The organism is Rubripirellula tenax (assembly GCF_007860125.1).
GTDB classification, from domain to species: Bacteria; Planctomycetota; Planctomycetia; order Pirellulales; family Pirellulaceae; genus Rubripirellula; species Rubripirellula tenax.
In genome coordinates this window covers 1,271,795-1,293,713 of record NZ_SJPW01000001.1, presented here as the reverse complement: position 1 = coordinate 1,293,713, position 21,919 = coordinate 1,271,795, and the positions used below count along the sequence as shown (strand labels likewise).

The window sequence follows — 21,919 nt, the reverse complement described above, 5'->3', positions numbered from 1 at the left end:
TTCGTGAGCCGTCACTTTCGATTCGGATTCCTACGGTCCAGATGGTTAAAACGGTTGCGGTCAGGCGTCTGAGTCGTGCCGACGAACGAAAGACGCCTTCATTGCCCGGTGGGCCTGGATCTGGATAATGAGCGGCGTGGTTCCGGTTCTTTCGTTTTTTCCAATTTGCGGTTTTGCTGTTGTCCTCCCCGACTGAGATGAATCCTTCCGAGTTCGAAGATGCTGACTTAGACGACGACGCCGGTACGAAAGGCGGCCCGGCTGATGGCGATGGAGATCCTGACGGTAGCGATGCTGGTGGCGGCGAATCGGTGGGCGGCAAGCGGGTCAGCCTGGTCGGCCGGTTCGGCGGCATGAACCAGCGCGAAGCCGCCAATGTGCTGCGGTCCTACGGGGCGGTCGTGACCGACGTCGATGATCCGGCGCTGGATTGGGTGGTCGTCGGTGCCGAAGAGTCGCCGCTGGCGGAAACCGAACTGTTGCGAGAACCGATCCGCGAAGCGGCCGCGGCGGGGCGGATCGAGATTCTGCACGAGACCGACCTGTGGCACCGTTTGGGATTGGTCGACGTCGAACAAGCCATCCGTCGCTACTACACGCCCGCGATGTTGGCGCACTTGCTTGGCGTTTCCGTTCGCGTCATTCGTCGCTGGCAACGACGTGGATTGATCACTCCGGTCCAGACGCTGCATCGGTTGCCGTACTTTGATTTTCAAGAGGTCGCCACGGCGCGGCGACTGGCGCATTGGATCGCATCGGGCGCAAGCCCCAGAGCGATTGAGCAACGGTTGGTCGATTGGGTCGAAGTGTTGCCCGATATCCAGCGGCCGCTCGATCAGTTGTCGATCTTGATCGTCGGCAAACACGTTTTGATGCGCCAAGGGGAAGGGTTGTTGGAACCGGGTGGTCAGCTACGTTTCGACTTCGACGCACTCGACAGCGAAGAGTCGGCCGACGGGGATTTGGAATTCCCGCCAACGACGCTGTCGATGTTTCCGGACGTTGCGAACGTCCCCGATGAATACTCGTTACGCCATTCGACCGAGGCGCATGACGACGCGCTGCTTGCAGCGGCGTTTTCGGCAGAGGACGACGGCGATTTCGAAACCGCCATCGACTACTGTCACGCCATCATCGCGCGAGACGGTCCGCGAGCCGATATCAGTTTCCAGATCGGTGAATTGCTGTATCGATTGGGGGAAGTGATCGCTGCGCGCGAACGGTATTACAACGCGATCGAGGTCGACCCGGATTTCGTCGAAGCTCGCGCCAGCCTAGGCAACGTGCTCAGTGAGACCGGGCAAATCGAGTTGGCGGTCGCGGCCTTTCGTGGCGCGTTGTCACTGCACGCTGACTATGCCGACGTTCACTACAACCTGGCGCGTGTGCTCGACCAATTGGAACGCGTCGTTGAATCGAAACACCATTGGAAACGTTTCCTCGAACTGGCGCCCGACAGCCCCTGGGCTGGCGAAGCGATCGAACGAATCGCGGTCATCGACGGCTAGCCGCTTAACACGTGTGGCGATCAGCCGTTTCGCAGTTCATCGTCAAGATCGTCTTCGTCTTCGTTCTCCGCGAATGGATCGCTGCGATTACCCATCACGTCGCTATTGCCACCCTCGTGCGGGACACTGATTTCTTCGTCGAGCCAACGCCCTAAATCGACCATCTGACACCGCTGGCTACAAAACGGCGGAGTCGTTGATTCATCGATATGAAACGGTTGCCCACACGTGCTGCACGTCAGCCGGCCGGATCGCCGTGGACCGGCAGCGTTGGAAGCGCCGTGAAGATTTTTAAGGTTGGGATCTTTGCGATGCATAGTTCACGACAAACATTCAAACGAGAAGCTCTCAGAACAAGACCCCCCGCGAACCAAGTTCGAGTGAGTCTCCGTCTGGTCATTGTTTGCCACACGCCTACCCTTGGATAGTCGTGATCCCAATATCCGGCCGGGGCATTGTGCCCCGATGGAGCGTCAAAACGGGGTGTTCCGCCGCAATTTATCGCGGAATCAAGTTAGTTCACGAATCGGATTTCGGTTCCTCCAATGGCGGATGGAGTACCTGAAAAGTCATTTTTTGCCCAGTCGTTCCCCGCTGCGTGGAACCTTGCATGCGATTTTGGCGTCCATGGGTATGGGATTTGCGACGCAGTTCGATCGAACACGACCGAGCTGCCAACCGTATTTTCAATGTGTCCATGGTTGGTCGGGCGGGACGAGTTCGAAACGCACATTCGTTTTTGGAAACAGGTAAGCCAATGGTTTCTCTATACACAGCTGATTTGACTTTGCCGCAAACGCCCGGGCATTCGCCTCAGGTCGCTGCTCGTCGCGAACGTGAAGATCGGGTTGAGCGTGCACCGGCCCGTACCACTTATGCGGACGATCAAGCCGATACGCTCGGGTTGTATCTCGAAGAAATCGCCCGGACACCGTTGCTGTCGCCCGCAGCCGAGTTGAGCTTGGCGGTGAAGATGGACGTTGCGCGGCGAGCTTTTCGTCGCGAAATGTTGCGGATTGGATTCGTTGCCGAAGAAGTCGTTCGTGAGCTTTCGGCAGTCGCCGGCGGTGCGAAACGCGCCGATCGTGCTTTGGACTATTCGGTGTCCGATGCACAAGCGAAGCGGTCGCTCGTCAACCGATTGCCCCAAAACCTTCGAACGATCGCTGGTGTTCGGGAGTCGATGCGCGAAAATTTTCACCTGACATCCAGCCGTTCGGTATCGTCGCGGCGCCGCAAGGTTGCGCACCGAACATTCGTTAAACGACGTGAGCATTCGATCGAGTTGTTGGAAGAGTTCGAGGTTCGCTTGCCTCTGCTGGAAGAGATGTACGGGGAACTGAAACGACGTGTTTTTCGAATTCGCGGTATGCACGGTCACAGTGACGTCGCGATCGCGGGCGAGGTGCGTCGAGAATACATCCGGCTGCTCGGTCCTACCCTTCATTCGATTGGCGGGTTAGAGCGGCGGATGAAGAAAATAGAGACCGCATACAATCGCTACTTGGACGTCAAAAGTAGATTGGTCGAGGCGAATTTGCGCCTGGTCGTCTCAGTGGCAAAAAAGTATCGCAATCGCGGTGTGTCGTTCCTGGATTTGATCCAAGAGGGTAATGCCGGGTTGATGCGAGCGGTGGAGAAGTTCGAGTACCGTCGCGGATTTAAGTTGTCGACTTATGCGACGTGGTGGATTCGTCAGGCGATCGGACGCGGCGTCGCCGAGCAAGGCCGTGCTGTTCGGGTGCCCGCACAGGTCATCAGCGAGCTGAACGAGCTGTCGCGAGTGAAGACGAAGTTTTTTCAGCAAACCGGACGTAGGGCGTCGAAGAACGAACTTGCCCAGTTAACCAACACGTCGACCGAACGGTTGTCGGTTCTCGAACGTGTTGCGGAAACGCCGGTAAGTTTGAATCAATCCGTTTCCGGTGGCACGCACCAAGAGTTCGGAAATTTACTGCCCGATCGTGCCGACGACACTCCGCCGGAAAAGGCCGATGCCAACGATTTGAAAGTGCGTTGCACCGAACTGCTGAGCATGCTTGGCGATCGCGAGCGTAAGATTTTGCTGATGCGATTCGGCTTTGGGACGCACTTCCCACACACTTTGGCGGAAGTCGCGGAAGAGTTTCGATTGAGCCGCGAGCGGGTCCGTCAAATCGAACGCGCGGCCATCGGAAAGCTGAAGGGGGCGCAAGTGACTGAAAATTTGGCACAGTTTTTGAACTGATTGCCGATTTCTGAACTGATTGCCGACCAACCGCTCAAACCCCGAAGTCGCCGAACCCGCTGTCCTGCAACCGCACCAACAACTTGATCAGATCGATCGGATGGTCAAGTTGCAGCTTTTTCAAGATGCTGTTGCGGGCGTTTTCAATCGTTTTTTCGGAAACCGATAGACTATCGGCGATGTGCTTCGTCTTTTCCCCTCGCGCCACTGCAGCCGCGATCTTCTGGTCCCGAATCTTCAGCTTGCTGAAGATCTCCCAGTAACCGAAGAGCGGCATCAATCGTAAATGGGAATCGGTGGTTTCCATGAAACGGATGCGAGTCAATCCAAGAATGCAATGTCGTGGTTGGCCAAGTCCCAAAAGGGAAGCCTTGAACGTCCGCATGGAAATCGCTTTCCCCGCCGCGTCGTGGCCGAAATGGTTGAAAATGAGTGTGTCTGCACCCGACATGATCAGCTGGTCGGAAGCATTTGATACGGCTGCAATCTTTTCATCGAGATACGCGGAACCTTGTCGCCCGGTCGGGGAGATCCCAGGTGTGAACGCGGACCGATAGGCTTGATTGCTATCTAAAACCGTTCCATCGGACGATTTGATGTACACAGCATCGGCCATGCCTTCCAATATGGTCGAAACGGACGAGTCACGTTGCAACGATTCAACAATGTCATTCCGAAGATCGCGACAGTCTGCGACAAACTCTGTGATATTTTCGAATCCGCCGTAAGATTGATACGTTTTCACGCGTCTTGGACCCCGTCATTGAAGTGAACTTGCCAGGCATCGAATGGATGATTGGCGATGCATACAGTTCGGCAGAGAGTGCGAAGAAAGTAGTGCTGCGACAGGCCGAAAGGGGCAGTTCCAAACCTGCCGAGCACCACAGAGAACTTTGCCGGGGCACTGGCAAGGTTCTCAGAATTGCAGAAGCGAGTCCTGCAATTCCATAAATAGTATCGCACTTCGGAGTCCATGCCCGCATCGGAAACTGTCGTCGAACAGAAGTTTTTTCGCTTTTCCCTCTCATGTGTCGGGATCGTCACCCCCGTTCTTCCCTAAGGAAGCCCATCTTAGCGTAGTGTACAGATGGATTGTGAAAAAATAAAAAATTAACAGCCGTGCCATCGATGCATCAGCAATCTGACTGAGAACTCTCATCAGGGTACATCGCGCAACCACAGCCACGGCCTTCGCATGGTTTCGACTTGCCTGTCGTGTCCTAGATTTGATAGCAGTAGGAACGAAGCGAAGACTGCAAGCGGAGCGGATTTACGGTACGACAGGGCTGTCATGCGATACATGAGTCAATCAATCATTCGGGCGGTTGCTATCGCTGTTGGCGTTACCTCATTCGTGATGGCAACGGGGCGAGCTTTCGGTCAAACAGGTGCTTCTGCAACACCGCTTTTTCAGTCCGGCGACGTGCTCGAACTGAATCCACCGATCATCTACTCGCCATCCGAAGCGATCGAAGTCCCCGTCGAGAAATTTCGCCGCGGCTTCTATCAAGGGGCCGAAGTTCTTGGCGGATATTTGGCCGACGTTGGCGGGAATTCCGCCGGCATGAACCAGACGTTTGAAGAAGCCCGCGTTAGCTTCGGGATACCGGTTGACGTTTTGACGGGCGGACCGGTTTCGATGGACAACATCATTGGTTTGCGCCCCTACTTTCGCGTTGACCATTTTGATGGACCTGACTTCAGCGATCCCAGTCTCGGGTTGCCGTCGGACATCGATGTTCCCGGAAGCGTCTACGACACCGGCGTGACCCTATTGAATCAGAAAAAATGGTCCGAAGTTTTCTCGACCACCTTGATCGTTTCCCCGTCGATTCGCAGCGACTTCCAAACTTCGGATAACGCATTTCGACTTTTCGGTCTGGCGCTCCTGAATTGGAAACCGTGTCCAGAGTGGACCGTTTCGGCGGGAGTCGTGTACTTCGATCGCAACGACTTCAGTTTGCTGCCAGCGTTCGGGGTGGTCTATCAGCCGACGCCTTGGTGGAAGTTTGATTTTACGATGCCGCGTCCCCGCATCGCCCGCCGCATGTGGAAGAACGGTGGACAGGCCGAGGGATGGGCGTTCGTCGGTGCCCGAATCGGCGGCAACACGTGGGCTGTCAAACGCGACAGCGGGGAGTCGGACGAATTGACTGTTCGCGGCTTTGAAATTCTGGGCGGCTACGAAGTCATCGGCGCCGGCAATCGCGGCTTCGCCGTTGAAACGCATTACACATTCGGTCGCAGCATCGAATACGACCGTCAAGACATTGAAATTGACCTGACCGACGCGGTCGGAATCCGCGCGGCTTGGCAGTTTTAGTTCTAGTCGTCCGGCACAACGCATTCCGGGGTAATGAGCAGTCCGGGCAACGATACGGGCCGCACCATTACTCGGCCGGTTCAACAGAATCCGTATGCATCCACTTGGTCAGCAATGGGGCTAGCAGCAGGCATACAACGCCGCTGGCGATTGCCGTGAAAGCAATCTGCTTGAACACATCGCCGTACACATTGACCGTTTCAAGCGGCGATGGAAAATCGCCTTCTGAACCGCCGCCGTGCCCGCCAACACTGGTGAATTGCGAGATGATCGCGGCCAAGTATTGGCTGAATGCCGTGGCCAGAAACCATGCTCCCATCAACGTGCTGACCAGGACCTTCGGACTCAGTTTCGTCATCGTCGACAATCCGACGGGCGACAGGCATAGTTCACCCGTGGTTTGCAACAAGATTCCGAGGGTCAGCCACGCGATGGTTACCATTCCCTGTTCGTTGCACGATTGGGCGCCCAAATAGAACGCGCCGAAACCGAGCCCCAATTGAATCAGACCGAGAGCAAATTTCACCGGCGCGCTGGGGTCAAGTTTTCTATTCCGCAGCGTTGACCAAATCCAGTTAAATACCAATGCAAAGATCAAAATGAAAACGGCATTGAAGGATTGGAATATCGAAGCGGGAAGCTCGTCGATGCGTCTTGCGATTCCCATTCCGATGTTGTCCTCAGTCACGTTCCAACTGATTTCAAAGTCGGTTTTTTGCGTCGGTTGAACGTATTTGCGAAGTCCATCCAGATCCGACAGCGTGAACACTTCATCGCCACGCGTGTAGCCCAACTGGGCTTGGGTCGGCTGCAACCGAATTGTTTGGCCGACGATGTCGGGCGTCACCACATCGACCTCGTCGACTCGGTCGATATTGCGGTCGGTAAAGTTGTTAACGCTGCTGCCGGCCTGTTCGAAGAAGGCAAAGAACAGCATCTGAAAGAAAATCAAAATCAAAGCCGCGGTCATTCGCTGGCGAGCGATCTTTTCAAGTCGAACCGTTTCGCGAATCAAGTAACCGAACGCCAGGATGCCAAGAAGCGTTAGAACAAGACCGGCTGGCTTGCTGACTTCGGCCAAAAACACTCCCGCGATTGCGCCCAAGCCGCCCTTCGCGCTGATGCTATCGATCCATTCGGCATCCAGAAATTGAAAGGACTTTCCGCGGAGCTTCGGTTCACCATCGATGCCGATCTTTTCCACTTCGGTGATGATGTCCGGCTGGACATCGAATTTTTTCAGCAGCTCGACTCGGCTGTTCAATTGTTCCGCTTTGGTTTCGGCGATGCCGACGGGTTGGGTGAACGGCGAGAATCCGGATACCAACATCGCAAAGACGGGAACAGCGATCGCAATGCCCAGATAGATCTTCCAATCGTTTCGTCCGGTCACGCCTTCGGGGCGTCCGCCGGCCCACGCGGGCAGTCCGCCACGCGACAACGCCTTGCACGCGATCACCGCGGCGGTCATCAAACAGAACGCAACAAAGATGTTGATCGAAATTGCCCAGACGTTGTCGGGTCGGAACAGCAACAAGCCAGCCGCGGATGCCAACGCACCGGCGAAGATCAAGACTGACGTGATCAGATTGGGCATCACAAACACCGCCAACCCGATCAGCATTCCGATCGTGGCCAAGCCAAATCCGTAGTGCCAACCGTAGGTTTCGCCGACGTATCCGCACAACAGCGGGCTGATCGATGCACCCAGGTTGATCCCCGTATAGAAGATATTGAAACCATCGTCGCGTCGCGGATCTCCGTTGCGATACAGCGATCCGACCGTGGTCGAAATGTTGGGCTTGAAGAAACCATTGCCGCAAATCAATAACGCGAGAGCAAAGAAGAAGGGCCATTCCGATTCGATCGTCATCAGCAAGTGGCCGGCCGCCATCAGCAGGCCTCCGATGACCACGCAAATCCGTTTTCCAAGGATCCGGTCGGCCAGCATTCCACCGATGAACGGAGTCATGTAGACCAGCGCCGTGTAGGCACCGTAGACGGTGTAAGCCTGCTGGTCGCCGTAGCCGAGGAATCCCTTGATCATGTAAAAGATCAAAAGGGCTCGCATGCCATAGTACGAAAACCGTTCCCACATCTCGGCGAAAAATAGCGTGTAAAGCCCGGTTGGGTGCCCGAACAACAAGGCTTGTTCATCGATCCTGTTGTTCAAACTTGTATTGCTGGCGCTCGTCGTGTTGCTCATGGCGGAAGTCTTTGTTCGGATGCTCTGGAGACGCTAGTGGTTTGTGAGAGTGAGTCTTTGAGTTCAAAGGGCGTCGGCCGGCTGATCGCTGGTATTTATAGCGGCGCGGCGCGTTGCCGGTTCCTGCCTTGGCAGCCGTCGGTCGAGAATGCGGCTCTATTGCTTCGCCACTTCGGGTGCTCCGACCAAGATCGAATCGCGGCCGTCGTGGTAATAGACTCGATTGCGGCCGATGTTTTTGGCGGTGTAAAGCGCTTCGTCGGCGCGGCGCAGCACGGGGGCAACGATGGTGTCTTCACGCGGCTCGCTCAGTCCGACGCTGATCGTCACATCGATGGTTTTGGAGCCCGCCAGCATTTCGTACCCAGCGACCGTTTTCCGCAAATCATTCATGCGATCGGCGGCCACCTTCAAAGGTCCGTCCAAGATGGCCGCGAACTCTTCGCCGCCAAATCGGGCGACCATGATCGCGCCATCCAGTTGGGTCCTCATCAGCGACGCCAATTGTTTTAGCACTTGATCGCCGCCGGGGTGCCCGTGCGCATCGTTGATGGCCTTGAACTTGTCGATGTCGATTAGCGCGATGACAAACGATCGGCCGCCGGCACGATAGCCGGTCATCAATTCGTCGAGGCGTTGATCGAGGGCGCGGCGATTGAACAGCCCCGTGAGACCGTCGGTTCGCGCTTCGGTCAAATAGCACGCGATTTGGCGAGTCTGTTTTTCAAGTCGCTCTTCGGCTTCATCCAAACGCGACTTGAGGTGCTCGTTGCTCTCCATGATCTGCTGAAGCACGGTGAAAACTCGGACTTCCGACGGAGACGTGACACCGCCCTTTTCGACCGCGGCGCTGAGCCGACCAAGTTGGTCTTGGTATTCCGACACATTGCCCGAGTACTCGTGGGTCCAGGCACCCAGTTCTTGCAGCAGTTGCAGCATCTTTTGTCGCTCTTCCGCGGTCATCTGATGACCGTCACCGGATTGCCGACGCCGCCCGATGCGATAGCCGATCGCGGCGCCGACGGCCAAGACGATCATGCCCAGGGCGATGCCCACGAGCAGAGGAGAATTGATGGCGAACGGCATGGGCGTCTTCAAATCGTAGGAACGCGGCGCTCCGGCCCGCGTCATTTTTGAAAAAAGTGTCTGCAGTCCACGCTACATTTCTGGAATCGGCCGAGTCTTATGCGTGGGCATGATCGGGTGCGAACGACAATTCGTCGCCTCGCGAGATCACCACCAGCCCGCTCTCGGTAACCGTGAAACCTCGAGCCCGGTCGGCTTCGGGATCATATCCGATTTCGGTTTCCGCGGGGATACAGACTCCCTTGTCCACGATCACACGCTTCAATCGACAACGGCGCCCGACGACGACTTCATCGAACAAGATGCAGTCTTCGACAAGCGAGTAGCTGTTGATTCGCACGTTCGGTCCGATCACGCTTCGAGCGACACTGCCGCCGGAAATGATCGCACCTTGGCATACGAGTGAATCGAGTGCTTCGCCGCGTCGCGTCGCAGGTCCGCCTTCGCTGCCGAACACAAATTTGGGCGGTGGCAACATCGGCTGAAACGCACGGATCGGCCAATGCTCGTCGTACAGGTTCAGTTGCGGATCGACACCGATCAGATCCATCGTGGCTTCGAAGTAGGCATCGATCGTGCCAACGTCACGCCAGTAGGCGTCGCGTTTTCGGTTTTCGTCCAAGAACGGGAACGCATAGACGCTGAAGTTCTCGATCGCGCCGGGAATGATGTTCTTGCCAAAGTCGTGGTCGCTGGCTTCGTTGGTCGCGTCGTTGCAAAGCTGTTCGTACAGGAAGCGGGCGTTGAAAATATAGATCCCCATCGAAGCCATATAGACTTCGGGGTCATCGGGCGTGGGAATGGGGTCGGTCGGTTTTTCTTGGAACCCGATCACGCGGTGGTCAAGGTCGGCCTGGATCACGCCGAACTCTTTCGCTTCGTTACGGTCCACACGTAGGGCACCGATGGTGATGTCGGCTCCCATCCGGCGATGGAATTCCAACATCGGCCCGTAGTTCATCTTGTAGATGTGGTCGCCGCCCAGGATCACCACGTCGCGTGGTTGTTCCCGTTCGATCGCGTAAATGTTTTGGTAAACCGCGTCGGCGGTTCCGACGTACCAGTTATCGGCAAACCGTTGCTGTGGCGGAACGACGTCGATGAATTCGCCCAGTTCCCGGCAAAAATAGGATCGCCACGCCAAATGGATGTGACGATCGAGCGATTGTGCCTTGTACTGCGTCAAAAGCAAAATTTTGCGCATGCCACTGTTAAGACAGTTGCTGAGCACGAAATCGATGATCCGGTACAGGCCACCGAATGGAACGGCTGGCTTGGCCCGATCGCGGGTCAGCGGTTCTAGCCTTGAACCACGACCGCCAGCCAGAATCACTGTCAAAGTGTCGCGCATTTTAGATCGAACTCCATCCAATGGTTTCGCTTCGAGTCTTCGTGCCAAAGAGGAGAGCAGTCCCTGGATGGCATTGCAGTCATTAAGAGTAGCAGACGGCAAGCGATTCGTGCGACGCGAGAAAAAAGAAATGGTTGACGTTTGCTTGACGGACCAAGTTGGAATGAAAATAAATGAATAGGTGGATGCGTCGGGCGTTCGGCCATACGGTTGTGGGTCTATGAATGCCCCATCCACGCGACTGACTTTAAAACTACCTCCTGAGGAGAACTTCTTGATGCCCAACTATTGGAAGAGTGTTTCGTTTGCGTTGGCCGCCATGTTGGTCGGGTCCTTGACCACGGGCGTCGTCATGTCGCTGCCCCAGAGTTTGCAAAATGAAGCGATTGGGCAAGATGCGCCGCCGGAAGCTCGAGCCGTTCAACGCCAAAACCTGACGACGGCTGACAACCTTTCGACGGCGTTTCGTAACGTGGCCGAATTGATGCGTCCGAGTGTCGTCAGCATCAAAACAAAGCAAAAACAAATCGTCCGTACGCGCAGCCGCCGCAGTCCCCAAGGATTGCCACCCGGGTTCGAGGACTTCTTTGGCGGCGGTGGTGGCCAATTGCAAGAACGCGAGTCCAGCGGCATGGGCAGCGGCGTGATCGTTCGCGCCGATGGCTACATCTTGACCAACAACCACGTCATCGAAGATGCGGACGAATTGACGGTCGAGTTTTCCGACGGCCGCATCGAAACGGGAACCATCGTCGGAACGGATCCCCAATCGGACTTGGCCGTCGTGAAGGTGAACTTGACGGGCCTGCGTGCGGCGATGATGGGCAGCAGTGATGACATCCGCGTCGGCGATTGGGTGCTGGCGATCGGCAGCCCCTTCGGGTTGGACCAAACGGTTACCGCTGGGATCATCAGCGGCAAGAACCGCGTCCAACGGATCATTGCCGACGGCGAAGGATTCGAAGACTTTTTGCAAACCGATGCGGCGATCAACCCAGGCAACTCGGGCGGTCCGCTTGTGAACTTGCGAGGCGAGTTGGTCGGTATCAATACCGCGATTCTGTCGCGATCGGGCGGCAGCGCCGGCATCGGTTTCGCCATCCCCGTTTCGTTGGCGGCGCCGGTCTTGAACCAGATCATTGAAACCGGCGAGGTCCACCGCGGCTTCTTGGGCGCCCAAGTCGTCGACGTGACACCCGAGAGCGTGAATAGCTTTGATTTGAAAGTTCGCATCGGCGGCTTGATCGGCGGCGTGCTGGAGAACCAGCCGGCCGCGAAAGCCGGTTTGCAACCAGGCGACGTGGTCACAAAATTGGACGGTCGCGAGATCGTGGGCGGTACCCAGTTGAAGAACTATGTGGCTAGCCGGGCGCCGGGGTCGACCGTGAAAATGGAAGTCAATCGCAACGGGCAAATGTTGAACTTGCAGGTCAAGCTGGGTGAACGCACCGAAGAAGCGATGGCAATGTTCACCGGCTTCGATGAGCAGTTCGGTGCCGAGCTTGTGCCGGTCACGCCGGAAACGGCCCAGCAATATGGTTACACGGGTCTGCAAAGCGGCTTGATCGTCAGCAGCGTGCGTGACGAAGGCATCGCATCGGACGCGCGACTGCAAGCCGGCGACGTGATCGAATCAGCCGACGGTACCGACCTGATGTCGGTGCCTCAATTGGCAAAGATTTTTGCACAAGCCGAAAAGTCTCGCCAAATCCTGAGGCTGATCGTTCGCCGAGGCAACCAGCGTGTGATGTTGCCGATCGGATTCGGCGAGTAAACGCGTTAAGCTGTGTCCGGTCCGCGACGCCGCTCGCGGATCCGCACCTGTAACCAAAGCCCGAAAGTAACACCCGATGCTCCACAACATCCGACCTGATGATCACGGAGCGTTGGGGCCGGACATGGTCGCCGCGGTCAGCACGTGCGTTCATTGTGGTTTCTGCTTGGCGGCTTGTCCGACCTATCAAGAACTCGGTCAAGAAGCCGATTCGCCGCGCGGCCGAATCGTGTTGATGAAAGAAGTGCTCGAGGGCACTTTGACGATCGACCAGGCGACGCCACACTTGGATCCGTGCTTGGGATGCTTGGCGTGCGAACCGGCGTGTCCATCGGGCGTTCCCTATCGCGATCTGATCAGTCCCTTTCGCGCGATCATGGAACCGAAGCGAACGCGAACGATCGCCGATCGAATGCGCCGAACGATTGCCCAGATGACGCTGCCCTACCCGACTCGGTTTCGTTTGGCCGCAATGTCGGGGCGGCTGGTGAAGCCGTTTGCGTCGATGTTGCCCAAGTCGCTGATGCCCGAATTTCTACGCGTGATGCTGGAACTGTTGCCCGACCGATTGCCGCCCAAGCAAACGTGGGCCGAGGTCAATCCGGCGATCGGCACGCGGCGGGCTCGGGTCGCGCTGCTGACGGGGTGCGCGCAAAGTGTTTTGGATCCTGATATCAACACGGCCACCATCGACGTGCTGACGCGGAACGGTGTCGAAGTGATCGTGCCGCGGAATCAAACGTGCTGTGGCGCGCTAAGCTGGCACGTCGGGAACCTTCCGGCGGCGCAACACTTTGCACGTCAAAATCTGAATGCGTTTCCCGATGACGTCGATGCGATCGTGACCAACGCGGCCGGTTGTGGCAGCGGGATGCATGAATACCACCTGATCCTAAAAGGCACGGCCGACCAGTCTCGCGCCGATGCGTTTCGTCATCGCGTCGTCGATGTTTCGGCGTTCTTAGTATCGTTGGGTGACTTGGCGGAACGTCCCGACACGCGTCTGCCTTTGCGAGTCGCCTATCACGACGCGTGCCACTTGTCGAATGCTCAAGGGGTGCGGTCGCAACCCCGATCGCTGTTGCGAATGGTTCCTGGACTGGAGCTTCTTGAAATTACCGATTCGCATTTGTGCTGTGGTTCGGCGGGGACCTACAACATGGACCAGCCCGAAATCGCCGCGTCGCTTGGACAGCAGAAGGCCGCCAACGTGATCGCGACGGATGCAGATGTCGTTGCAACCGGCAATATCGGATGCATGACGCAGTTGGCCATTCACTTGAAACAGACCGGATCGAAAATCGAGGTCAAGCACACGATGCAGGTGCTTCGCGACGCGTATCGTTGATCGCCGATTGTGGGGGCCGATCGGGGTGCCCGGCTGCTTTAATGGGGCGAAAGCACTCGCAATGTCTGAAGAACTATCGTTTTTTAGTGGGTGTGTTAGAGTTCTTTTTCGCCATAGATGAACTCCCTCCTTGCCCTGCGACCCGATGCTCAATTTTTTTCGTCAACAATCTGGCTCGATCAAGAACGACGTTCTGTCCGGTATCACGGTTGCCCTCGCGCTTGTTCCCGAAGCCATCGCATTTGCCTTTGTGGCGGGTGTCTCGCCGCTGATCGGATTGTATTCGGCATTCTTTTTGGGCTTGATCACCGCCGTTGTCGGTGGGCGGCCAGGAATGATTTCGGGAGCCACCGGCGCCATGGCTGTTGTCGTCGTCGCGTTGGTTGCGACCCACGGCGTCGAGTACCTGTTTCCAACGGTAATTCTTTGTGGCATTTTCCAGATCGCGATCGGCATGGGGCGACTAGGAAAGCTGATTCGCATGGTGCCGCACTCGGTCATGCTGGGCTTCGTCAACGGATTGGCAATCGTCATCGGGCTTGCCCAGTTGGGCAGTTTCAAAACGTTGTCTGATGACGGCAACTTGGTGTATCTGACGGGCAGTCGACTGGGAATGATGTTAGGGCTGGTCGCATTGACAATGGCGATCATTGCCTGGCTACCAAAATTGACGCGAGCAGTTCCGCCGTCGTTGGCTGCAATCTTGACGATCACGTTGATCTCGATCGCAATCAATCGTGGCGTCGAACCGGGGCAACCCAATGCACTGGCAACCGTCGGCGACATGCTTCGTACCAACACGAAAGCCAAAGCCGTCGCCGATGCGAGAGCTGACTTGGCAATGCTACAAGGTGATGCGGCACTCGAAATCGACTTGTCGCAAGGTACCGATGCGACGTTGGTCAGCGCTCAAAAACCGAGCTTGGTTGACGAAACGAACGACGTGAAGGCAGCCGCGAACAAAGTTGCAGCCGCGATCGCATCGACCGACGACGGTGGATCGGGGATCAGCGGCGGGCTGCCCCGTTTGTTCTTCCTGGATTACGAGATGGTGCCGCTGAATTGGACGACGCTGAAAATCATTCTGCCGTTCGCCATTGTTCTTTGCGGCGTCGGCTTGATCGAGTCGCTGATGACGCTGACGCTAATCGATGAAATCACCGAAACACGCGGTAAAGGTAACCGCGAATGTATCGGCCAGGGCGTCGCGAATGTGACGTGCGGATTGTTTGGCGGGATGGGCGGATGCGCGATGATCGGGCAATCGTTGATCAACGTCAATTCGGGCGGACGCGGTCGATTGTCGGGCGTGACAGCATCCGTTTGCTTGCTGTTGTTCGTTTTGTTTTTGGCACCCTGGATCGAACAGATTCCAATGGCGGCCCTGGTCGGTGTGATGTTCATGGTCGTGATCGGTACGTTCGAGTGGGCGTCGCTAAAGATGTTCCGCCGGATGCCGACCTCGGACATGTTGGTGATGGTATTGGTCGCCGGATACACAGTGTTCATGCACGATCTGGCTTCGGCCGTGATCCTGGGTGTGATCGTGTCGGCCCTCGTGTTCGCATGGCAGCACGCGACGCACATGGGTGCGGACGTGAAGATGAATGAATTCGGCAGCAAGATCTATCAATTGCACGGGCCGCTATTCTTTGCGTCGGTCCAATCGTTCAAAGATATGTTCGACGTTGCCAACGATCCGGACGACGTGGTCATCGACTTCTATTACACACGCGTCTACGATCAGTCCGGCTTGGAAGCCATCAACGGGTTGGCTGAAAAGTACCAAACCGCTGGCAAGCGACTGCACCTGACACACTTGAGCGAAGAGTGTCGCGGACTGTTGGACAATGCCGGCGATTTGGTCGAAGTCAACGTTTCCGAAGATCCGCAATATCACATCGCCAGCGACCGATTGGCATAGACCGCCATGAGTAACCTTTCCGTCCTTTTCGAGGACAACCACCTGTTGGTCGTCAATAAACCGGCTGGCATCGCCACGATGGGTGCCGAACCGGGAATGCCGACGGTGCATGAAATGGCGTGCGACTATGTTCGCATCAAGCATCAAAAACCCGGCAAAGTCTTCATCGGCGTCGTCAGCCGTTTGGACTCGATGACGACAGGCACGTTGGTGTTGGCGCGGACCAGCAAGTCGGCCTCGCGATTGACGCCACAGTTCGCTGACAAATCTGGCGGCGGCGCCGGCAAAATCTACTTGGCGATCGTCGAAGGCGGTTTTGGTGTCGACAATGAAATCGAAGGCGACGAGGGCTTCTTGGTCGACCATGTTCGCAAAGACGAACCGGCCAAGCGGATGCGCGTGGTTCCGGACGGAAAAAACACACAAGAAGCGGCGCTGCGATACTTGGTCCTAGGCCGAACCGAATCAGCGACCGTGCTGGCGATCCAACTGATCAGCGGCCGCAAGCACCAGATCCGCGTCCAGTTTGCTGATCGTGGATTCCCCGTCCTCGGCGACGTCAAATACGGTGGGCGTCGAGGATTTGCACCCGGCATCGCACTGCACAGTTGGCGATTGCAGGTCGATCATCCGACGCTGAAGACGACGATGGAATTTGTTTCTCCCGTTCCAGATTCTTGGGACACGTGGGCCTCGATACTCGGAAAACCCGAGACGCTTTGGAATCGGGTAAAACGTAGCTTTGAGATTTAAGTCGGGTCGCAAATCTGTGACCCGATCGAATCCGCTGCGTTGCAATCGAATCGACGTTCTGTGCCCGATCCTAACGAAAACGACCAATACGAAAGTGGCTTGTTTGACGAAGATGTCGAACCGAGTGACGGTCCGATCGATGACTCGCCCTATCGTCCGACGCGGATCGTGTCGGGTGGTCAAACGGGCGTGGACCGCGCGGGTCTCGATTTTGCCATCGAAAGCGGGATCGAGCATGGCGGGTGGTGTCCGAAAGGCCGGTTGGCAGAAGACGGTAGCATTCCGACTCGCTATCAACTGACCGAACATACGTCACGCAAGTATCCGCCAAGGACAGCCCAGAACGTGATCGATAGCGATGCGACGCTGATACTTCACGAACGCGTCTTGAAGGGTGGTACGCTGCTGACGCGTGAGGTTTGCAAACGTTACCGTCGTCCGTACTTCGTCGTTCGCATCGATACCGATGAATTGGACGAGGCCAAAAGGTGGCTGAAAAGGGTTCGCCCCAAGACGTTGAACATCGCCGGTTCGCGAAGCCAGTCGGCGCCGGGGATCTATGATCGCGCGCTCGCGGTGTTGCGCGAACTGCTTCGCGAATGAAGCAACTTTGCCGTTCACGCAATGGTCGATCATTCGGCACAACCGAACCGGTCATCGATATTCGATGCATCTTTCCGGCTCGTAAAGGCCAGCCTGGGCGTCAAAGTCGCCGATAGCACTTCTGTCACCGCAGTGCGACGCGTTACCGGACGATAGGTTGCTCGCTTGTGTTGTCCCCCGCCAAATTAACCAAGCACCGATGCCGCCGGACGCCCCCCGGTCCTGCGGTCGGTCCCTCACCGCGGCTGCCTCGCCCGCGTTCAAATATTCAGGAACGTCCGATCATGATCCATCGCATCTGTCAACGAATTCGACGCATCGCACTTGCTGCTCTCGTCGCCGGTTCGACCGTCGCCGCCACTGCAGGCGATGTTGCCCGCGCTGACCAATTCAGCGACTCGGGATACAAAGTCCCTGTCCCTGGCATGATGCATACCGATCGATCGAACCATTCTCTGGATGACGACGAAGCGGCGTCGATCGGGCAGCCGAGTGTTTGCTGTCCCGTCGAGCTGAGTGGGACCGAAGAGCTGTGTGGTTGGGTTGAGGCACCGGCGGGAGACTTCGCGACGCATGACTCGTGCCCCGTCCCTCGCCAAGCGGATCCCGTGACAGAAACCAGCGGATTGACCGTTGCGGCACTGGCGACGACCGCCGTAGCGGCAACCGGCATTCAGGTTCAACAGTTCGTGGAACCGTTTGCCATGGTCGGCCCTTACGTCGAAGGGTCGCTCGCGAGTGTCGAGAAGCTGCAGGCTTGGTTCAGTGATTTCGTGTCGGACGCTCAATCGCAATCACTGGCCGATGCAGTGGCCGCTAAAGGCCTTGCGAGAAAAAAGTGTCCGACCCCTTTTGCCGGGAACCGGCCCTTCGGGTGCTTCGCACAAAAGGGGTCAGACACTTCTTTTCCGCTCATTCCTAAGTCACCCGCGATCGAAATCCAGCCGATCGATCCGCTGATCGGCGGATCCGTTTTCGTCGCAACGATCGAAGAAGACTACTTCGCCTACGACTGGTCCAAACGAGACCTGAAGCGATGGAGCATGTTTTCGGCAGCGACGTCACGTTCGTTTTGTCTACGCAACGACAAAGCCTTGACCGTCGATTCGATGTTAGAGCAAGCGTTCGCGGACGAGTTGATGGACTCCTGCTTTGCTTCGACCGCATCGTCGATCCAATCATCTCCGGATTGCTTGATCGACCAAGTCGCCGGCAACTTCCAATCCGCCGTTCGTTCATTCGAAGTCGCGAGCTTGGAAAGCCCCGCCGCGATCGGGCGAGTGTTGGCGTCGATGTTCAAGTCGACGGGGACCGTTGCCAAGGCCGCGATCGAAACCGTCGCTAAGTGGATGCCGCCAACGGATGACCAGCCGAGCGACGCGGGGGCGAAATTGCTGGCACGAGCCGAATTGGATGACGCCGTCCCGGCGATCGCAACGCGGCCGGTGATCCAAGGTGCGACGAATTTGGTTCGCTGATCGACGGCCTTTCGAAAGACTGTGCATCCAGCGACACGGGCAAACAAAAAAACGCCTCGTTCAATGACGAGGCGTTTTATTTGAATCAGATCGGGCGATCGCAGACTAAGCGGTTGCGACAGCTTCGTTGGCGACCACGTTGATACGGCGACCTTTTCGGTCGAACATCACTTTGCCATCGATCAACGCGTAAAGCGTGTAGTCGTTACCTTGCCCGACGCCTCGACCGGGGTGCCATTTGGTACCGACCTGGCGGATCAGGATGTTGCCTGCGATGACAGCTTCACCACCGAACTTCTTGACTCCGCGGCGCTGACCGTTCGAATCGCGACCGTTACGGCTGGAGCCCTGTCCCTTTTTGTGTGCCATTTCGAGGCGTCCTGTATCGTAAAAAACGTTGAATTTGTTGGGTGAGAGCGGCAAGGATAACGAACGTCCCCAAAATTCTCAAGGGGGACCGCCAACGCCTCGGGCCCAATCATTTCGGGCCCAATCATTTTGGGCTCAGTTCGTTGGCTCCCCCTAAGGCAGCACGTCGATGTTGATCGGGTGGGTGGTCAATCCACCATCCACGTTGGCTTTGAGGAAAAATGTCCGCTTTCCCAGCTTGGCGACCGGATCGGCGGTGATGAAAAAGTCCCGCTCCGTCATCCCTTCCAATGCCAACAGCCCGTTCAGGCCGATGTTGTCAACGTAAACGCCGTGAGCCGCGTTGCGACCCGATTCTTCCTTGCCAAAGCTGACCTCGTTCTTGAAGTCGGCTCTACGGTCCAGAACCACTTTCGCCGCAACGGTTTCGCCCCGCCGGACCGACAATGTCCAATTCGACGAGTGACCCGAACTCGGTTCGCCGATCGGCACGATCGTGGGTTCGCCGATCGGCACGATCGTGGGGATGACGTTGGGGCGATCGGTGACTGTCAACTTGCCGAGTGTTCCGACTTGCCGTTCGATCACGCGACCGGCAACCCTTCCCCGGGCGACGACTTGCGGCGAAACTTCGCCGTCCCAGCCTTTCGTGTTTTCGGCGATCCAGACGACGGCGTGGGCAAAACGCTGGCCCGACTCGATCGTGACTGGAAAGTTCGAGACTGCTTCATCCGGCATTCCCAAAACGTCAAACGTGACCGGGCCATCGAACCCGTCCAGGCGATCGATTCGCAGGGTTGCTTCACGGCCTGCGCCGCGCTTCAACGGCTTATCGATCATGTCGATCTTGGGATCGAACGACGGCGTGGCCGCACGAAGCGTCATTTCGTAGGTGTAGTCGTTTCCGCCTTCACCTCGAGTATCACCGACACGGATCGTGTACATCCCGTCGGCCGGCGCGGTGAACAGAATTCGACTGGACGATCCTGCCAATCGCATTGGGTCATCGTCGTTTTCATAGTAGATGTCGAACACGGGTAACCCGTTAGCCGTTGGCGATTCTCCTTTGCCCAACGGGCGGACGACAAAGGCCGGTTCCCCCAATGCGTGCGTCGTGTGCGACGTCCCGAAGTACGTCCACCGAGAACCCTCGTTCGGGTAAACATTGAATCCAGAATCCGGCCCACGAGGATAGACCGCCAACCGAGTGACTTCGCCGCCCGAATAGAGAAACTCGTTCAACTTCATCTCTTCCCAATTGAAGACACGGAAGTCGCCCGTTTGCGAACTGTCTTTGCCGCGAAAGGTAAAGTACGAATCACGAACCGCTTGCAGTCGCGTCCTTAGAACTGGCGCACCCCCGTCATCCAGGATCGCAACGATGGGATCGATCCGCGATTCGTTATCGCCGACCTTTTTCGCATCCGTCTCGATCGCCCAGACTTCGCCGCCGCGGGCAGTGAAACGAAAGTAGTCCGTATCGTCGGCCGATTCGATCTTTCCCGACGCGACCGCACCTCGCGGCACGTCGGTCACAGTTCGCAATCCGTCCGCTTCGCCAGCCTCGCTCAATTTCGTCAACTCGCCCAAGTCCAGGTAGACCGGCTTGATGGTTTCCGAGGATTCAGATCGTTGGTCGGCGACTTTCGGCAACGCCCTTCGAACAACATCACCGTTCATCGTTGTGACCCAAGCCATCGTGCCGTCGCCGGTGATCGACAAATCGCTGACGCCCGCACCGACCGGTTCCAACGATGCCACTTGTGTCCAATCCGACGTGCGAATGACTTTGATGTTGCCCGCCTCGCTCATCACCAAAACGGATTTCCCGTCCGGCAGAATCGCCATCCTGACCAGCGGCGCTTCGTCGACGAAGCGTGTCGCCACGATCGGGTTGATCCGCGGCTTGTCGATCGACCTCAGGCGCCAAACTCTCAGCCGATTGTCGGCGCTGGCGGCGAGAACGAACTTGCCATCGGCCGTGACGGCAACGTCAAAGACTTCGCCTTCGGGTTGGCTGAGCGTATCCAAACGCTCGCCCGTCGCGACGTTCCAAACCTTGGCCGTGTCGTCTGCGCAGCCACTGACCAGCACCTTACCGTCGGGCGAAAACGCCAGGTCGAAGATCGCCCCATTGTGCCCGGTCAACTTACGAATCGCTTCACCCGATTCGGAATCCCACAAAATGATGGTCCGGTCGTATCCTGCGGTTGCGATGATCGATTCATCCGGCGAAAACTCGGCCGAATAGAGAACGTCGCGGTGCCCGACCAACTGAGAAATCACCGTGCCGGTGGCGACGTCAAACAGGAACGCTTCCCCGTACGCACCTGTCGTACCGGACGCTACAAGCAACCGAGCCGCGTCGTTTGAAAAGTGGAGCGAGTTGACTTTGCCGAACGCGCCCGAAATGGTTTGAATGACTTTGTCGTGGTTGTCGATCACTTCGATCTTCGCAAATCTTGCGACCGCGCGAAGCGATCCATCGGTCGACGTGGCAATGGCCGTGACCGGAAGCCGAACGTTTTCGTTCGTCGCGATCTTGGGAGTCCGCAGTTCACGCTTGATGGGCACGTCACCGTCGGGCCCGATCGCACCCTGTTCAATCGCCCCCTGTTCAATCCACGCCGCGATCGTTGCCAGTTCTTCTTCGCTGGGTCGTTCTTCACCATCCGGCGGCATCACTGGTTCCAACTTGCCAGTCGCCATCAAGAACAAGCGGCTGCTGTTCGGTTCGCCCGCCGTGATCGCCGCGCCGTTTTCCCCACCGGCCATCAACCCGGCATGGGATTCCATCACGAACCCGCCTTCTTCGTCACCTTCGGCATGGCACCCGATGCAATAGGTTTGAAAAATGGGGAATACATCGCGGGCGTAATCGACCGGGGCGACGGCCCACGTGGCGTCCCGCGTGACGATTGCGAACAGGAGGATCAGGAGCGTACGCGTGATCGGTGACATAGGGGAAT

General features: G+C 57.0%; 16 protein-coding genes. 9 read left to right on the top strand and 7 right to left on the bottom strand.

Annotated features, from left to right (window positions below; translation table 11 throughout):
- The first annotated feature begins 197 nt into the window (after nt 1–197).
- Nucleotides 198–1,508, top strand: a complete 1,311-nt coding sequence (locus Poly51_RS04840; protein WP_146454732.1) for a MerR family transcriptional regulator — start codon at nt 198–200, stop codon at nt 1,506–1,508.
- Nucleotides 1,509–1,528: 20 nt separating this feature from the next.
- Here Poly51_RS04840 and Poly51_RS04835 read toward each other — a convergent pair whose 3' ends face one another.
- Nucleotides 1,529–1,825 carry a DNA gyrase inhibitor YacG gene (locus tag Poly51_RS04835; protein ID WP_146454730.1) on the bottom strand — a complete coding sequence of 99 codons (297 nt, stop codon included), beginning with the start codon at nt 1,823–1,825 and terminating at the stop codon, nt 1,529–1,531.
- Between the two features lie 440 nt (nt 1,826–2,265).
- Between Poly51_RS04835 and Poly51_RS04830 the strand changes: the two genes are divergently transcribed.
- Nucleotides 2,266–3,735: an RNA polymerase sigma factor RpoD/SigA gene (locus Poly51_RS04830; RefSeq protein WP_186775341.1), complete on the top strand. Its 1,470-nt coding sequence runs from the start codon at nt 2,266–2,268 to the stop codon at nt 3,733–3,735.
- Between the two features lie 34 nt (nt 3,736–3,769).
- Here Poly51_RS04830 and Poly51_RS04825 read toward each other — a convergent pair whose 3' ends face one another.
- The gene (locus tag Poly51_RS04825; protein WP_146454726.1) at nt 3,770–4,480 is read right to left on the bottom strand and encodes a helix-turn-helix transcriptional regulator; all 711 of its coding nucleotides are present in this window, start codon (nt 4,478–4,480) and stop codon (nt 3,770–3,772) included.
- Nucleotides 4,481–5,035: 555 nt separating this feature from the next.
- On the opposite strand from Poly51_RS04825, the gene Poly51_RS04820 reads away from it, so the two are divergent.
- Nucleotides 5,036–6,058, top strand: a complete 1,023-nt coding sequence (locus Poly51_RS04820) for a TonB-dependent receptor (protein ID WP_146454724.1) — start codon at nt 5,036–5,038, stop codon at nt 6,056–6,058.
- 67 nt (nt 6,059–6,125) lie between these two features.
- Here the strand turns inward: Poly51_RS04820 and Poly51_RS04815 are convergent, their stop codons facing one another.
- The 3 genes from Poly51_RS04815 to glgC all read right to left on the bottom strand — a co-directional run bounded on the left by Poly51_RS04815 (nt 6,126) and on the right by glgC (nt 10,701).
- Nucleotides 6,126–8,264 (bottom strand): peptide MFS transporter, encoded by a 2,139-nt coding sequence (locus tag Poly51_RS04815; protein ID WP_146454722.1) that lies wholly within the window; start codon nt 8,262–8,264, stop codon nt 6,126–6,128.
- A 156-nt stretch (nt 8,265–8,420) separates the two neighbouring features.
- On the bottom strand, nt 8,421–9,350 hold the full coding sequence (locus Poly51_RS04810; protein ID WP_146454720.1) for a GGDEF domain-containing protein: 930 nt from the start codon (nt 9,348–9,350) through the stop codon (nt 8,421–8,423).
- A gap of 97 nt (nt 9,351–9,447) precedes the next feature.
- On the bottom strand, nt 9,448–10,701 hold the full coding sequence (glgC, locus tag Poly51_RS04805; protein WP_146454718.1) for a glucose-1-phosphate adenylyltransferase: 1,254 nt from the start codon (nt 10,699–10,701) through the stop codon (nt 9,448–9,450).
- Nucleotides 10,702–10,978: 277 nt separating this feature from the next.
- Between glgC and Poly51_RS04800 the strand changes: the two genes are divergently transcribed.
- From Poly51_RS04800 to Poly51_RS04775, 6 genes are all read left to right on the top strand, one after another.
- On the top strand, nt 10,979–12,475 hold the full coding sequence (locus tag Poly51_RS04800) for a Do family serine endopeptidase (RefSeq protein ID WP_146454716.1): 1,497 nt from the start codon (nt 10,979–10,981) through the stop codon (nt 12,473–12,475).
- A 76-nt stretch (nt 12,476–12,551) separates the two neighbouring features.
- On the top strand, nt 12,552–13,823 hold the full coding sequence (locus tag Poly51_RS04795) for a (Fe-S)-binding protein (protein WP_146454714.1): 1,272 nt from the start codon (nt 12,552–12,554) through the stop codon (nt 13,821–13,823).
- 145 nt (nt 13,824–13,968) lie between these two features.
- On the top strand, nt 13,969–15,747 hold the full coding sequence (locus Poly51_RS04790; protein ID WP_146454712.1) for a SulP family inorganic anion transporter: 1,779 nt from the start codon (nt 13,969–13,971) through the stop codon (nt 15,745–15,747).
- Between the two features lie 6 nt (nt 15,748–15,753).
- Nucleotides 15,754–16,500: an RluA family pseudouridine synthase gene (locus Poly51_RS04785; protein WP_146454710.1), complete on the top strand. Its 747-nt coding sequence runs from the start codon at nt 15,754–15,756 to the stop codon at nt 16,498–16,500.
- 60 nt (nt 16,501–16,560) lie between these two features.
- Nucleotides 16,561–17,103: a putative molybdenum carrier protein gene (locus Poly51_RS04780; protein ID WP_246114261.1), complete on the top strand. Its 543-nt coding sequence runs from the start codon at nt 16,561–16,563 to the stop codon at nt 17,101–17,103.
- A gap of 284 nt (nt 17,104–17,387) precedes the next feature.
- Complete coding sequence (locus Poly51_RS04775) at nt 17,388–18,581, top strand: hypothetical protein (RefSeq protein ID WP_146454708.1); 1,194 nt, start codon at nt 17,388–17,390, stop codon at nt 18,579–18,581.
- Nucleotides 18,582–18,686: 105 nt separating this feature from the next.
- Here Poly51_RS04775 and rpmA read toward each other — a convergent pair whose 3' ends face one another.
- Nucleotides 18,687–18,950, bottom strand: a complete 264-nt coding sequence (gene rpmA, locus Poly51_RS04770) for a 50S ribosomal protein L27 (protein ID WP_146454706.1) — start codon at nt 18,948–18,950, stop codon at nt 18,687–18,689.
- A 153-nt stretch (nt 18,951–19,103) separates the two neighbouring features.
- On the bottom strand, nt 19,104–21,911 hold the full coding sequence (locus Poly51_RS04765; protein ID WP_146454704.1) for a c-type cytochrome domain-containing protein: 2,808 nt from the start codon (nt 21,909–21,911) through the stop codon (nt 19,104–19,106).
- Nucleotides 21,912–21,919 lie beyond the last annotated feature (8 nt).

Coding starts and splice junctions, on each gene's coding strand:
- Poly51_RS04840 (WP_146454732.1), top strand. CDS start 198: ATGAATCCTTCCGAGTTCGAAGATGCTGACTTAGACGACGACGCCGGT.
- Poly51_RS04835 (WP_146454730.1), bottom strand. CDS start 1,825: ATGCATCGCAAAGATCCCAACCTTAAAAATCTTCACGGCGCTTCCAAC.
- Poly51_RS04830 (WP_186775341.1), top strand. CDS start 2,266: ATGGTTTCTCTATACACAGCTGATTTGACTTTGCCGCAAACGCCCGGG.
- Poly51_RS04820 (WP_146454724.1), top strand. CDS start 5,036: ATGAGTCAATCAATCATTCGGGCGGTTGCTATCGCTGTTGGCGTTACC.
- Poly51_RS04815 (WP_146454722.1), bottom strand. CDS start 8,264: ATGAGCAACACGACGAGCGCCAGCAATACAAGTTTGAACAACAGGATC.
- Poly51_RS04810 (WP_146454720.1), bottom strand. CDS start 9,350: ATGCCGTTCGCCATCAATTCTCCTCTGCTCGTGGGCATCGCCCTGGGC.
- glgC (WP_146454718.1), bottom strand. CDS start 10,701: ATGCGCGACACTTTGACAGTGATTCTGGCTGGCGGTCGTGGTTCAAGG.
- Poly51_RS04800 (WP_146454716.1), top strand. CDS start 10,979: ATGCCCAACTATTGGAAGAGTGTTTCGTTTGCGTTGGCCGCCATGTTG.
- Poly51_RS04795 (WP_146454714.1), top strand. CDS start 12,552: ATGCTCCACAACATCCGACCTGATGATCACGGAGCGTTGGGGCCGGAC.
- Poly51_RS04790 (WP_146454712.1), top strand. CDS start 13,969: ATGCTCAATTTTTTTCGTCAACAATCTGGCTCGATCAAGAACGACGTT.
- Poly51_RS04785 (WP_146454710.1), top strand. CDS start 15,754: ATGAGTAACCTTTCCGTCCTTTTCGAGGACAACCACCTGTTGGTCGTC.
- Poly51_RS04775 (WP_146454708.1), top strand. CDS start 17,388: ATGATCCATCGCATCTGTCAACGAATTCGACGCATCGCACTTGCTGCT.
- rpmA (WP_146454706.1), bottom strand. CDS start 18,950: ATGGCACACAAAAAGGGACAGGGCTCCAGCCGTAACGGTCGCGATTCG.
- Poly51_RS04765 (WP_146454704.1), bottom strand. CDS start 21,911: ATGTCACCGATCACGCGTACGCTCCTGATCCTCCTGTTCGCAATCGTC.